Here is a 13,346-nt window from a genome sequence, read left to right on the forward strand (position 1 = left end):
CAGTCATGTTTTCGAGGCCTGGCTGTATATTTTTAAGGGAGGATCATTTTATTTTATGTCAATTGAAGTGGGCACCAAGTTAGAAGGAAAAGTGACAGGCATCACGCATTTCGGAGCATTTGTGGATCTGTCAGGAGGTGTCACGGGTCTCGTTCACATCTCGGAGATCGCAGACAATTATGTTAAAGACGTCAATGATCATCTGAAGATCGGCGATGTTGTTACCGTTAAGGTAATCAACGTCGACAAGGACGGCAAGATCGGACTTTCCATTAAGCAAGCCGTTGATAAACCGGTAGAGGCTACTAATACTAGACCGCCTCGTGCACCACGCAGCGATCGTCCTGGAGGTAGAGACGGAGATCGTCCTGGCGGCGGATTTAACCGGGATCGGGGAGGACGTCCTTTTAAGCCGCAACCGAACAAAGCTTCATTTGAAGATAAAGTTTCCCGTTTCCTTAAGGACAGTGAAGAGCGTATTTCTTCGCTGAAGAAGAACACGGAAGGCAAACGCGGAGGACGCGGAGCCAAACGCATGTAATTTAACAATTTTATATTGAAACCCACCGCAGGCAATTTGTTGCTTGCGGTTTTTTGTTGCCGTCATAATTACGACGAAAATTCTTTTTTTGTCGTCTGGGCGTCCGAGCCGACAGGTTATTACGGAATCTTCGTCCATCCTTGGATGAATTGACAAAAATTGTTTACCCCATCGGATGCATTTTGTACGAACATAGGAACGCCTACCATGGGTCATCCTCATGGGGGGCATGGGTTCGTGATGTTTCGTATTTCACTCTCAATTTGTCGGAAATTTCTTTGGTTCAGGTTCCGGTATATGACAAACTTTCCGCGCACCCCCTCCTATAATGGGACATACCTTACAAAAATGGAAAAGGCGGTGCCAGGTAATGGAGAAATGGAATGTGATCCCATTCCCAGGGATGAAAAAGGCTAAAGGGCAGATGAGAGGATTTCGGTGGGATGGATGGAGGGGGATTCCTATCATTATTACGTTCGGCAGAATGTTTGCAGCAAGCAAGTGGACAGGCTTGTTCCTGTTGATGAGCTTCTTGCTCGGCAAGGCGACGATCCTGGATGAGCTATCGCCTTTTGCCGCCGCTTTTTTTGCGGTAATGATGTTTATGCGGCGCGATATCGCTGCGGTGACGGGAGCGGTCATGGTTGCCGGGGCGATGTTTGTATCGGGCCAACACGCTGCCGTGATAGCGGCGGAGCTGCTCATTTTCTTTCTGATCCATAAAGGAATGGAATCGTTCGAGCGCGCCGATGTATCTTATGCGCCGCTGATGGTATTTACAAGCACCTTTTTAGCCCTTCTGTTTACGGCGGTTATCGGCCCGTCCTTATCCTGGTATGCATTTGTGATGATCGTAATGGATTCGGTACTCAGTTTTGTTCTGACCCTGGTGTTTATTCAGGCGGTTCCCGTCTTTACTTACAGGAAAAGAAACTATCAGCTGAGAACGGAGGAAATCGTCTGTCTCGTCATTTTGCTGGCATCCGTAATGACAGGCTCGGTAGGCTGGGAGATTTCCGGACTGTCCATCGAGCATATTTTGACGAGATATTTAATCCTATTGTTTGCTTTAGTTGGCGGCGCCACGCTCGGCGCTTCGGTCGGTGTGGTAACCGGGCTGATTCTTAGCCTGGCCGATACATCGGCACTCTACCAGATGAGTTTGCTGGCATTTTCGGGCATGCTGGCCGGGATGCTGCGCGATGGACGCAAATGGGCCGTAGGCTTCGGAATGCTGCTCGGCTCGTCGATTCTATCCATTTATCTAACGGGCCCGGCGGATGTGCTGGCTTCTACCTGGGAGAGCTGCGTTGCGGTCGCATTCTTTTTATTGACGCCGAAGGGAGTCGTTAGCGCTATTGCGAAATACGTTCCCGGCACTCAGGATCATACGAAAACCCAGCATGAATACGCCAAGCGGATGCGTGAAATCACTGCGGGCCGGGTCTCGCAATTTTCTCAAGTTTTCCGTCAGCTGTCCCGCAGCTTCGGTCAGATTGCCAGCTCGGGAGAAGTTGCCAAACGGAGCGAGGAAGTGGACCATTTTATGAATGCGGTCACCGAGAACGCCTGTGCCACCTGCTTCCGCCGCAATGCCTGCTGGGACGGAAAGTTCTATCAAACTTATAAGTATATGACCGAAATGATGACGGCGGTGGAGGAGAATCCGGACCTGTCCAAAGGCGAACTTCCTCCCAAGTGGAACAAAATATGTACGAAAACCGATCAGGTGCTGGAGGTCATGAAGCGGGAGTACAATCTCTATCAACATGATATGCACTGGAAACGGCAAATATACGACAGCCGTCTGCTGGTAGCGGAACAATTGTCGGGCGTATCGCAGGTTATGGAGGATCTGGCCAGAGAGATTCAGCGCGAAGGACAGGCTATGTATAAGCAGGAAGAGCAAATCCGCGAGGCTTTGGAAAAAATGGGCTTGTCCATTCATAACATAGACATCGTGAATCTGGATCACGGCAACGTCGAAATTGAAATTGTCCATGCCTATACCCGGGGATATGATGAATGCCGCAAAATCATTGCCCCGCTGCTGTCCGATATCTTGGGCGAGCATATCGCCGTTATCGACGAATCAACGGCGGGCGGGCGCGATGGCCTGGCTACCGTAACCTTCGGTTCGGCCAAAACCTATGAGATCACGACCGGAGTAGCCGGCACTGCAAAAGGGGGAGATCTCTTATCCGGAGACAGCTTCAGCGCTGCGGAGCTGGGAAACGGAACCTATGCGGTGGCCATCAGCGACGGGATGGGCAATGGAGAGCGCGCCAGATTGGAGAGCAGCACGGCACTGAGCATTTTGGAGCAGCTGCTGCAATCCGGTATGGATGAAACCCTGGCCATCAAGTCGGTGAATTCCATATTGATGCTCCGTTCGCCGGACGAAATTTACGCAACGGTCGATATGGCGCTGATCGATGAATACTCCGCCCGGACCACATTTTTGAAAATCGGCTCTTCCCCTAGCTTCATAAAAAGGGGACAGGAAGTGATTCCGGTTTCGGCCAGCAATTTGCCGATTGGAATCATTCAGGATATCGAGGTGGATTTGGTGACGGTTCAGCTGCATCCGGGCGATACGTTAATTATGATGACCGACGGGATTTATGATGCACCCGGGTATGCCGTAAACAAAGAGTTATGGATCAAGCGGCTGATCCAGGAGATTCAATCGGAGGATCCTCAGGAAATTGCCGATTGTTTGCTGGAGTCCGTGATCCGGTATCAAAAGAATGTGATCCTGGATGACATGACCGTGGCGGTCGCGAAGATCGATCATTTCATGCCTCAATGGTCCACGCTTCATATTCCCGGAATTACCCGGTTGGAACGGCCGAGGACAGTTAGCTAGGCATTGGGTAGGAGGGTCGTGTAGCAAGGAATAGGTCTGTTTAGTCATAAAGTCATAAAATAGACAAACAATTGGTTTATTTTACATGGGAATGATTTCAAGTTTGTAGTAAAATTGACTCTATCGTTCTAATAAAGAACCAAATATAGCACTATTTCTCAAAAATTTTAGATATAATTTGGCAAAACTGCCGAAAGGCAGTGACGCAAAACTATAGGGACTAAATCCCCCCCATTAGGGGGAAATGTCAGCCAGTTGCCTAAAAAACGGTAACCTATAGTATTTACTACTAGAGGTTATCTTTTTTTTTGCCTAAATTCGGGAGATTCTTGCGCCATTAGAAGGAAGGGAGGGGAGCGCCGGGGCATTTTGACGATGCAGGGTATGCAGCCTTTACACATTTATAGACAGAAAGAGGAGACATAGTAATGAAGTTGCCGCAAGAACTGGGCGGAATCCGCCGCTGGAGTATCGTAACGAAGAACATGATTTTGACAAGCGCCTCCATCCTGATGACTGGCGTAATTCTGATTGCATCCAGCTTTTATATCCAAGGCGGAGTATTGACCAATCAGCTGGAGTCGGATTCACAGGAGGTCATGGAGGCCTGGATGAACAAGGTTACTCCGGCTGAAGCCGCGGAGGCTATGAAGACAACAGACCGCAATGCACCGATCCAGAAGAAATTGACGGGTATATTCGATGAATTATCCGCCACGCATCCTAATGTAGCGCAAGGTTATATTTTCGGATCTGAAGTAGTGGATAACAGCACGCTTATGATTGCTTTCCCAACGGCCATCCTGGATATGTTTGAGGGAGAAGGTCTTCACTTGGGGGATCAACTGGGACAACCTGCATTTCATGTGAAGGGCGTCCAGGAAATGTTGAAAACAAAACAGATTACCTTTACGAAGCCATATAAGGACGATTATGGGACGTGGCTGACGGTATTGTACCCGTTCCAGGATGCAAGCGGACAAGTATTTGCTTATATGGGTATGGACTTTGATGCGAGCATTATCCTTAACGGGCAGCAGGATCTGTTGAAATATACTTCTCTTGCATTGGTTGCTATCTTGCTTGTGATTCTATCGTTTCAATATATTACGATGCGCAGAACCTTCGCGCCGGTCAAAGACTTGATGAAAGCACTGGATAAGCTCAGCCAGGGTGATTTTGGCGTGCAGTTAAAAGCAGGCGAGAGCGAACTCGGTCAGGTCAACGCGAAGTTTAACGCTACGGTTGCGAATATGAAGGAAATGATCATGACCCTGAAGGCGGTTTCGACCCAATCGGCAGAACAGGCACGTGTCTTATTTACGACTTCCGAAGAAAATCACCAAAGCTCCATGAACATTACCAATCATATCGAGGAAATTTCGGAAAAGGTATCCCTGCAGAGCAAATCGATTGGAGAAAGCGTAACTTCCCTTGAAGAAATCAATTCCGGGGTATCGACGATTGCCGGAAGTACTTCCTCCTTGTCGGAGGCCTCCCTTCAAATGAAGGAGCAGTCCGAACTGGGCGGCGATAACATCAGTAAAGTGATGAGACAGATGGATTCGCTCCAACAATCGGTTCAAAATTCGGTGACTTCAATAGAACAACTTCAGAAACGCTCCGGGGAGATCGAGGAGATTGTACAAGTCATTACACAGATTTCTTCGCAAACGCATCTTTTATCGCTTAATGCGAGTATTGAGGCAGCCAGAGCCGGTGACGAAGGGCGCGGATTTGCAGTCGTAGCGAATCAGGTGAAAAAACTGGCTGAAGAATCCGGGAAATCGGCGGAGAAAATCGCCGACCTGGTTCGGTATATCCAATCCGAGACCATGACGGCCGTGACGGCCATCACTGAAGGACAACGCAATGTCGAGGCAGGAATCGATGTAGTGAAGGAAACGGGAGAACTGTTCTATAGCATCTTGCACGCAACCGATGCGATTACAAGCCAAATTCAGGAGGTCTCGGCATCGACTGAAGAAATGGCGGCAGAGACAGAGCAGATCACGGCTACGATCAAGCAAATTTCCGTTTTTGCGGAGAGAAACGCCGACATTTCGGAACATATTAAATCCAGTGCCCTGGAGCAGCGTTCCTCTGCAGGTAAAATCGTGGATTCGGCGGAGAGTTTGAACCAAATTTCCGGAAAATTGGAGAAAGTTGTGGAAGGCCTCAAATTATAGAGAGAGATACAAGGAGTTGAATTGGAGTGGGTACCTTACTAATGGACCGCATTGTCCGGGATTTTTGGGTAAATGAGCTGCAGCCGCCTTTGTCCGGACTTGATATTTACACGGATTATCCCCGAATGAATTCCGGACGGGATAGAAGGGAAACCGTCTTCAGACTGAATGTCAACGCAGGGGAATTAACCCGTATTTCCGAGGGATATGACTACAACACATGGATGCTGGCCTGCTATTTTGCCTTTTTATATCGGATGAGCGGGGAGCAGGACCAGATTGTCGGAGTAAAGGATGCTCAGCACAGGCTGTTGCCGCTGCGGGTGCGTTGCGAGGCGGGGACTTCATTCAAGGATCTGTATCGGACACTGTTGGATAAATGGGAGGCCTTGGATTTTGCCGCTTTGCCGTTGCAAGAAATTGAGCGGTTGACCGGGCAATCTCCTCTGATTCAGACGATATTCGGCGAGGACACCTCCTATGGGGCAAGCTGCCTGAATTGGCATGTGAAGCTGGTGGAAGGCGAAGGCCTGCTCCATATTACCTACGATAAAAACCTGTTTAAAGAGAGTACGGTCAGGAAGTTTGCCTCCCATTTTGAATGTATCGTAACTGCGGCTATGGCCGATGAGAATGCTGCTATAGGCAATATTCGCATTTTGACGGAAGAAGATGTCGAAGCCTATACGGAGCTGAACAATACAAAGAAAACATGGCCGTCCATGCCGCAGCATATTCCGGACATGCTGCGCCTCGCCGTGGAGCGCTGCGGGGACCGGGTTGCATTATCGTCCGGGGACCGGCGGCTGACCTATGCGGAATTGAACCGCTTGTCGGATCAGGTAGCCCGGATCTTGTTGAACAGAGGTCTTAAGAAGGGTGATTTCGTATCCATCTTTATGGAACGGAGTATGGAAGCCATTATCGGGATGCTTGGTGTCGTCAAAGCCGGCGGCGCTTATGTACCGCTCGATCCGGAGCATCCGGAGGACCGGAATGCCTATATCATTGCCGATACCTCCTCCCGCATCGTAATTACGAAGGAATCATATACACCGCAGTTGTCCGCTTTATTGGATGAAGGCAGCGGCGATGTTTCTCTCTTATGTCTGGATACTCAACTTGACGGAGACGCAGATGCAGACACGGGCGAACCGGACATCGTTGAGATTTTTTCCGAAGATATGGCCTATGTGATTTATACGTCAGGGACGACGGGAAGACCGAAAGGAGTCCTCATTCCGCATGCCGGCGTTGTCAATCTGGCGCTGGCTACCATAGAGCAACTTCACATGACAGAGCAGGATGTGATCCTTCAGTATTCCACGTTTAGCTTTGACGCATCGGTATACGATATTTTTAGTGCGCTTTGCTGCGGAGCAAGATTACATCTGTTGTCCAACGAGCAGCGGTATTCGGTCGACTCCTTTACGTCGGCAATTGAAGAGACGGGGGCTACGCGAATCGGAATTTTACCAACCGTATTCTTCAACCAGCTATCTTCCTATTTAAGCGTGGAAGAAGCGGCCCGCTATGTAAAGATTCAAAGCTTTGTCATCGGCGGGGAGGCTCTGCCGGGAGAATCGGTACGTACGCTGCAAAAGAAGCTCACGCATCAGCCGATTATCGTGAACGCCTATGGGCCTACGGAAGTAACGGTCGCAACGACAACTCATATCATTGAAGGTCCGGTACCGGATGAATGGACCACGGTTAGCATCGGCAAGCCGCTTGCGAATTACGAGGTTCTGATCGTGAACGAAAAAGACCAGCTGTGCCCCTTGAACGTGGTGGGCGAATTGCTGATTCATTCCGTCGGTTTGGCTAAAGGATATCTCAATCAGCCCGGGAAAACCGAAGAGGTCTTCGTTACGGATCCCGTGAATCCGGACTCTGGCAAAAAATATTACCGTTCCGGAGATCTTGTTCGACTGCAGGAAAACGGAATCGAGTATGTCGGAAGGAAAGATCTTCAGGTCAAAATTCGCGGCTACCGGATCGAGATCGGTGAAATTGAAGAAAATTTGGCTAAACACGATGCGATCAGGGATACGGCGATCATCGTCAAAGAGGATGAATCGGGCGAGAAGCTGCTTGCCGCTTTTTATACATTAAAAGGTGGCGTATCCGCCGGGAAGACGGAGCTTGCCTCCTTTTTGAAGACAAAGGTTCCGGCGTACATGGTTCCAAGTTATTTTGTATGCCTGGATGTAATGCCGCTCTCCCCAACGGGCAAAATTGACCGGAAGCGTCTCGGCGTGATGGAAATCCCGGCTTTCGAAGAAGAGGAGAATGCGGATTTTGCGGCACCCGAGAATGAACTGCAGAAGGAAATAGCAACGGCATGGGAAAATGTGCTTCGCCGTAAATCTATTGGAATCCATGATGACTTTTTTGAGATTGGCGGGCATTCTCTTAAAATCCTGGAGACGCTCGTGCTGCTGAAGCCCAGCTTTCCGATGCTGAAAATCAGCGACTTCTTCAGCTATCCAACCATATCGAAGCTGGCGGATCGCGTGACCGAACTGAAACATACGGCGTCGGGAGAACATGCAGCCCCCGGCCGTTTGGGAGAAATTGTGGATCTGGCTGAGTACCCCCGCAGCTTCGGTAATGAGTCACTGACCGAATATAACGAAGGTCGGCAGAGTCATATTCTCCTTACGGGAGCGACGGGTTATTTAGGGTCGTCGCTGCTGCGGGAATGGCTCCGCACCACGGATTCCTTGGTTTACTGCCTGATTCGTCCGGTACAGGGCGAGGATCCTTACCAGAGACTAAGTAAGGTAATGAGGGGATATTTCGGTCCGGAGATCGACTCCTTGATGGAAGGCCGCGTATTTGCGGTACAAGGAGATCTGGAACAGCCGAATCTGGGACTGAATGAACGCGTCTTGAGCCTGCTCGAAGACAAAATCGATTCCATCGTACACTGCGGGGCTGAGGTGAAGCATTTCGGCGATCCCGAGTATTTTGCCAAGGTGAATGTGGAAAGTACCGACCGACTGATGGGGCTGGCCCGTTTCAAGAAAACCCGGTTCCATTATGTGTCCACGCTCGGGATTCCGGAAGATCTGGCATTTGGCGGGCAATGGGAGCGATTTACCGGCTTTGACGGCTATGACGATACGGTATCGACCGATAACGTCTATACGAACAGCAAGCTTGCTGCGGAGCGGCTTGTCGTTAGAACCTGTCAGGAAGAGGGCGTCCCGGTTACGGTATATCGCGTCGGTAACTTGTCCTGCCATTCAGAGACCGGCGTTTTTCAGCGGAATATCGATAATAATGCCTTCTATAGAATGCTGAAGGCCATGATCCTGCTGGGCAAAGCACCAAGTGTCAGCTGGCAGGTCGACATAACGCCGGTAAACTATGCAGCCGAGGCGATAACTGCCCTGGCCTTGCAAAAGGAAACGGCCGGCCGCCTTTTCCATATTTGTAATCCGGTTCAGCTCTCTTACACGCAGATGATAGACTACTTCCGGCAATACGGTTATCAGATCGATCTTCTCGACTGGCCGGAATATGAGTCCTGGCTGCTGGATTCCAATGTGCCGAAGGATAGTACGGGAATGGAGCTGGCGATGGCCCAGCTCGAGGGTGATGGAGCGAAGAACTCTCCTTATCGCTTTGCGTGCCCGCACACCGTGGAGTATCTCCAGGGTACCCCTGTAGTGTGTAAGGAACCCGATCGGGAATATATGACCCGTTTGGCCGATCACGCCGTTTCCGTAGGATATTTTCCAAAACCGAAAGTATTGATCGAGCAGTAACGAGAAGACGGCTTACCCTAACCCGTTTGTTTGGGCTTGGTAGGCCGTCTTTTTGCCATCAGATCATGAATATATAGTTGGACCCGCCCTTTTTAAGTTTGAATTCTCTCTTAACTGGAAATGATAGAGATGAGAGTCTTTCGAATCATTCATATTAAAAAAGGCGGGATTCATAATGAAGCAAATCATGCTGATCACGGATGGATGTTCCAATGTTGGAGAGAGCCCGATTATGGCCGCGGCGCTGGCCAAGCAAGAGGGGATTATTGTCAATGTAGTGGGAATCGTCGATTACGGCACCATCGGAGAGCTCGGCAGTTTGGAGATTGCCGAAATTGCTAAAGCCGGCGGCGGGATGAGCAGATTGTCGGGCACGCAAAAGCTGGCTCAGACGATGCAGATGATGACCCGGAAAACCGTGGTTCAGACAATTCAGCACGCGGTTAATAAAGAGTTGAGACAAATTTTGGGTAATTCTTCCGTCGAAGACCTGCCTCCTGATCAACGTTCCCAGGTCGTCGAGGTGATTGACGAGCTCAGCGAGACCAGTACCCTTGAGATTGCGTTATTGATAGACGCAAGTGCCAGCATGAAGCCGAAACTGGCTGCTGTGGAAGAGGCTATCCGCGATATGATGCTTAGTTTGGGTGCCCGAAAAGGAGACAGCCGCTTGGCCGTATTTCATTTCCCGGGGCCGCACAGCGGCGAGGATGCCGTATTGGATCTGGATTGGACAACCGATCTCGGAACGGTACGCTCGATTTTTCAGCGGCTTTCCATGCGGGGTGCCACGCCAACCGGTCCGGCGATCCTGAAGGTGATTGAATTCTTCCAATATGGTACACTGAAGGGACATGAATCCAAGAACTGGCCGGAGGAAACAGGCAGAGGAGAAGGGATACTCGGTGACTACGTCGTCTAAATCGGCTCTGACGCAAGGAACGGTGGTGACCGGTCGCTGGAATGGCGGGCGCTATATGATTCAGCGTCTGCTCGGACGGGGAGCGAACGGAGTCGTATATTTGGTGAAGCAGCTGGATAATGCCAAGCTGTATGCGCTCAAAATGGGCTTCGACACGGTGGATATACAATCGGAAATCAATGTGTTAAAGGCGCTGCAGCGTCAGGGCCGCCGGCGCGGCAGCGCGGGACGGGATCTTTCTTATCTGGTGGAGGTAGATGACTACTCCCTCCAAGGAAGGGAGATTCCTTTCTATGTTATGCGATATGTTAAAGGGGATCCGCTCCGATCTTTCCTTGCCAAAAGGGGAGGACCCTGGCTAAGCATCGCCGGCCTTCACCTGTTGCGGCAACTCCGGCAGCTTCATGAGAACGGATGGGTATTTGGTGATTTAAAGCCGGAGAACGTGCTGGTATCGCCCTACGGCGAGGTGGAACTGATCGATTACGGCGGGGTGAGCGCTATCGGGCGCAGCGTAAAGCAGTTCACCGAATGGTATGACCGCGGATTTTGGGGTGCAGGAGGAAGGACGGCCGATCCCTCTTATGACTGGTTCTCCTTTACGGTGGTATGCATTCACCTGTTGGCCGAGGAACCCCTCAAACGGGCCGCTACCCAGTTGCCCCAGATGAGGAGCTCTAGCGACCTGCTTGCGATCATCCGAAGCGAGCCGGCTTTGGCCCCTTACCGGGCCTGGATGGAGCGGGCCATTGCCGGAAAGTTCGGCGACACAGCTGAAGCGTGCCAACTATGGAAGGAACTCGTTACATCGCCTCTTAGCCGCCGCAAACCGAGGCAGCAAACACCCCGCTGGATGTTGGGGGCGTTCGCGCTGGCGCTGACCTTGTTGGGATGCGCTATCTACTTAACCCTCGGCTTTTGAACACACACTTTTAATATGAATCCCATCTATTAAAGAAAGGAAGAGGCGCATGATGAATCCCGAAATACACCGTTTGGTGGGGCAAGTGCGCCGTACCGGGCAAGAACACGGTTTGTGGGCACCCGGGGATTGTATTGTGGCGGCGGTTTCCGGAGGACCCGACTCCGTCCTGCTGCTGCATATTTTAAATGAGATTGCCCGGGATTCTGAGCCTGGCTTGAAGCTGATCTGCGCTCATGTCAATCACGGGTTCCGGGGCAGTGAATCCGATGCGGAAGCCGAGTTTGTACGGAAGTTGGCGGGCAAGCTCCAAATTCCGTTTGAACTCGGCGTTTTTGACATTCCTGCTTATATGAAGGAATCGGGTAAAGGAGGCCAGGTGGCCGCCCGGGAAAAAAGATATGAATTCTTGCATTCCGTTGCCGATAAATATGGGGCATCCGCCATTGCCCTGGCCCATCATGCCGATGATCAGGCTGAAACCGTGCTGATGCGGATTTTGCGTGGCAGCGGACCGTCGGGCTTGGGAGGCATGAAGCTGAAGCGTCGCGAAAAAAATGTGGAACTAATCCGTCCTTTTCTCCGTATATACAAGAATCAGCTGGTGGCGGCTTGCGAGAGCTCCGGCATACCTTATGTAACCGACAGCTCCAACCTCAGTACGAAGTATTCAAGAAATGCGATCCGGCTGGATGTGCTGCCTTTTTTGGGGCAATATAATGAACAGTTGGCGGATTCCTTGAACCGTTTAGCCGATGTGGCGGGCGAAGAAGACGATTATATGCAGTTGGAAACAGAGCGCATCCATGCCGAAATCGTTACTTGGCAAGACGGCGGAGCCGCTTTCGGGGTTCGGAGTTTTACCTCCTTACATGCCGCTTTACAACGGAGGTTGATTAAACTAATATTAAATTATCTGCCTTTGGGCACGGATGACAGCGATTTTGTCAAGATAGAAACCATTCGGAAAGGCGTGGTCCAGGACCTCCCTACGACTTGGTCTCTGGATCTTGGCAGAGGAATCCGCTGCTTGCGTGAATACGATACAGTCCGATTTGTGCCTGCCCGAGCGGAAATTCAGATTCCTCATTATACATATGTTGTGGAACATTTTCCGGCGGAGGTGGCTCTTACGGACATAAGGCACGTCCTGCGGTTTACCCGCGAGAGTGCCACGGGCGTTCAAGGAACGAAGCCGGAAGGCAACGACGAGGCTGCGTTTGATGCGGATGAGCTCGTTTATCCGCTTACTGTGCGTTCCCGGCTTCCGGGAGACAGAATGAAAGTTATGGGACTAAATGGAAGCAAAAAGGTGAAAGATATTTTCATCGACGAGAAAATACCTCCCTCTCTTCGCTCCCAAATCCCAGTGGTGACCGACGCCAAGGGCCGGATCATATGGATTCCCGGAGTTCGGCGTTCATCGGTTGCAGCGGTTAGCCGGCTTACGTCTTCCATTGTTCGTATGGCTCTGGATACGGGAAGCAAAGAGCCGACCTTGGGGTTAACCAAGTGAAGGCATTCATAGTATAACGTAGGAGGTTATTTGTCTTGTTAAACGACATTCAAGAAATTTTGATCACCCGGGAACAGATTCAGGAAAAAGTTGCGGAGCTCGGACGCCAGCTAAGTGCCGAGTATGAGGGCCGGAATCCTTTGGTCATCTGCATCCTGAAGGGCGCTTTTATATTTATGGCTGATTTGGTTAAGGAAATCACCGTTCCGCTGGAACTTGATTTCATGGCGGTATCCAGTTACGGAGCCTCCACCCGTTCATCGGGGGAAGTAAAGATTATCAAAGACTTGGATTCCTCTGTAGAGGGAAGAGACATCCTGATCGTGGAAGATATCATCGACAGCGGTCTCACACTTAGCTATCTCGTTGATGTGCTTGAGCGGAGAAAAGTTAATTCCGTCAAGATCGTTACCTTGTTTGACAAGCCGGCGCGCCGGACCGTGAAGCTGGAGGCGGATTTATCGGGATTCGTAATCCCGGATGCTTTCGTTGTCGGTTACGGCCTGGATTACGCCGAGAAATACCGGAACCTCCCCTTCGTCGGAGTGCTGAAGCCGGAAGTATACACAAGCTAAATCTACCGGCTGAAGTCAGGCCGGAGCAGGCTCCGC

The 13,346-nt window shown here is 50.7% G+C and carries 8 protein-coding genes and 1 riboswitch; all 8 genes read left to right on the forward strand.

Features of this window, described 5'->3' with window-relative positions; genetic code table 11:
• Nucleotides 1–55 precede the first annotated feature (55 nt).
• Nucleotides 56–541 (forward strand): S1 domain-containing RNA-binding protein, encoded by a 486-nt coding sequence (locus KB559_RS22780; RefSeq protein ID WP_211025451.1) that lies wholly within the window; start codon nucleotides 56–58, stop codon nucleotides 539–541.
• A gap of 370 nt (nucleotides 542–911) precedes the next feature.
• Nucleotides 912–3,410, forward strand: a complete 2,499-nt coding sequence (spoIIE, locus tag KB559_RS22785; RefSeq protein ID WP_211025453.1) for a stage II sporulation protein E — start codon at nucleotides 912–914, stop codon at nucleotides 3,408–3,410.
• 170 nt (nucleotides 3,411–3,580) lie between these two features.
• Nucleotides 3,581–3,673: riboswitch (cyclic di-GMP riboswitch) on the forward strand.
• A 165-nt stretch (nucleotides 3,674–3,838) separates the two neighbouring features.
• On the forward strand, nucleotides 3,839–5,599 hold the full coding sequence (locus KB559_RS22790; protein ID WP_211025455.1) for a methyl-accepting chemotaxis protein: 1,761 nt from the start codon (nucleotides 3,839–3,841) through the stop codon (nucleotides 5,597–5,599).
• Between the two features lie 26 nt (nucleotides 5,600–5,625).
• A complete protein-coding gene (locus KB559_RS22795; RefSeq protein ID WP_348772947.1) occupies nucleotides 5,626–9,375 on the forward strand; it encodes a non-ribosomal peptide synthetase family protein in 3,750 nt (1,249 codons plus the stop codon).
• Between the two features lie 175 nt (nucleotides 9,376–9,550).
• Nucleotides 9,551–10,297, forward strand: a complete 747-nt coding sequence (locus tag KB559_RS22800; RefSeq protein WP_211025457.1) for a vWA domain-containing protein — start codon at nucleotides 9,551–9,553, stop codon at nucleotides 10,295–10,297.
• Nucleotides 10,281–11,219: a protein kinase domain-containing protein gene (locus tag KB559_RS22805; RefSeq protein ID WP_211025459.1), complete on the forward strand. Its 939-nt coding sequence runs from the start codon at nucleotides 10,281–10,283 to the stop codon at nucleotides 11,217–11,219. The genes KB559_RS22800 and KB559_RS22805 overlap by 17 nt, the downstream gene beginning before the upstream one ends.
• 49 nt (nucleotides 11,220–11,268) lie before the next feature.
• Nucleotides 11,269–12,735, forward strand: a complete 1,467-nt coding sequence (gene tilS / locus KB559_RS22810; RefSeq protein WP_211025461.1) for a tRNA lysidine(34) synthetase TilS — start codon at nucleotides 11,269–11,271, stop codon at nucleotides 12,733–12,735.
• 35 nt (nucleotides 12,736–12,770) lie between these two features.
• Entirely contained in the window at nucleotides 12,771–13,310 is a 540-nt protein-coding gene (gene hpt / locus KB559_RS22815; RefSeq protein ID WP_211025463.1) for a hypoxanthine phosphoribosyltransferase, read from the forward strand.
• The last annotated feature ends 36 nt before the right edge of the window (nucleotides 13,311–13,346 follow it).

Origin of the sequence: Paenibacillus sp. Marseille-P2973 (assembly GCF_018101095.1) — a bacterium.
GTDB lineage: Bacteria > Bacillota > Bacilli > Paenibacillales > Paenibacillaceae > Fontibacillus > Fontibacillus vini.

Bases quoted from the DNA above. Each gene is read 5' to 3' on its own strand.
- spoIIE (WP_211025453.1), top strand. From the start codon at position 912: ATGGAGAAATGGAATGTGATCCCATTCCCAGGGATGAAAAAGGCTAAA.
- tilS (WP_211025461.1), top strand. From the start codon at position 11,269: ATGATGAATCCCGAAATACACCGTTTGGTGGGGCAAGTGCGCCGTACC.
- KB559_RS22780 (WP_211025451.1), top strand. From the start codon at position 56: ATGTCAATTGAAGTGGGCACCAAGTTAGAAGGAAAAGTGACAGGCATC.
- KB559_RS22790 (WP_211025455.1), top strand. From the start codon at position 3,839: ATGAAGTTGCCGCAAGAACTGGGCGGAATCCGCCGCTGGAGTATCGTA.
- KB559_RS22800 (WP_211025457.1), top strand. From the start codon at position 9,551: ATGAAGCAAATCATGCTGATCACGGATGGATGTTCCAATGTTGGAGAG.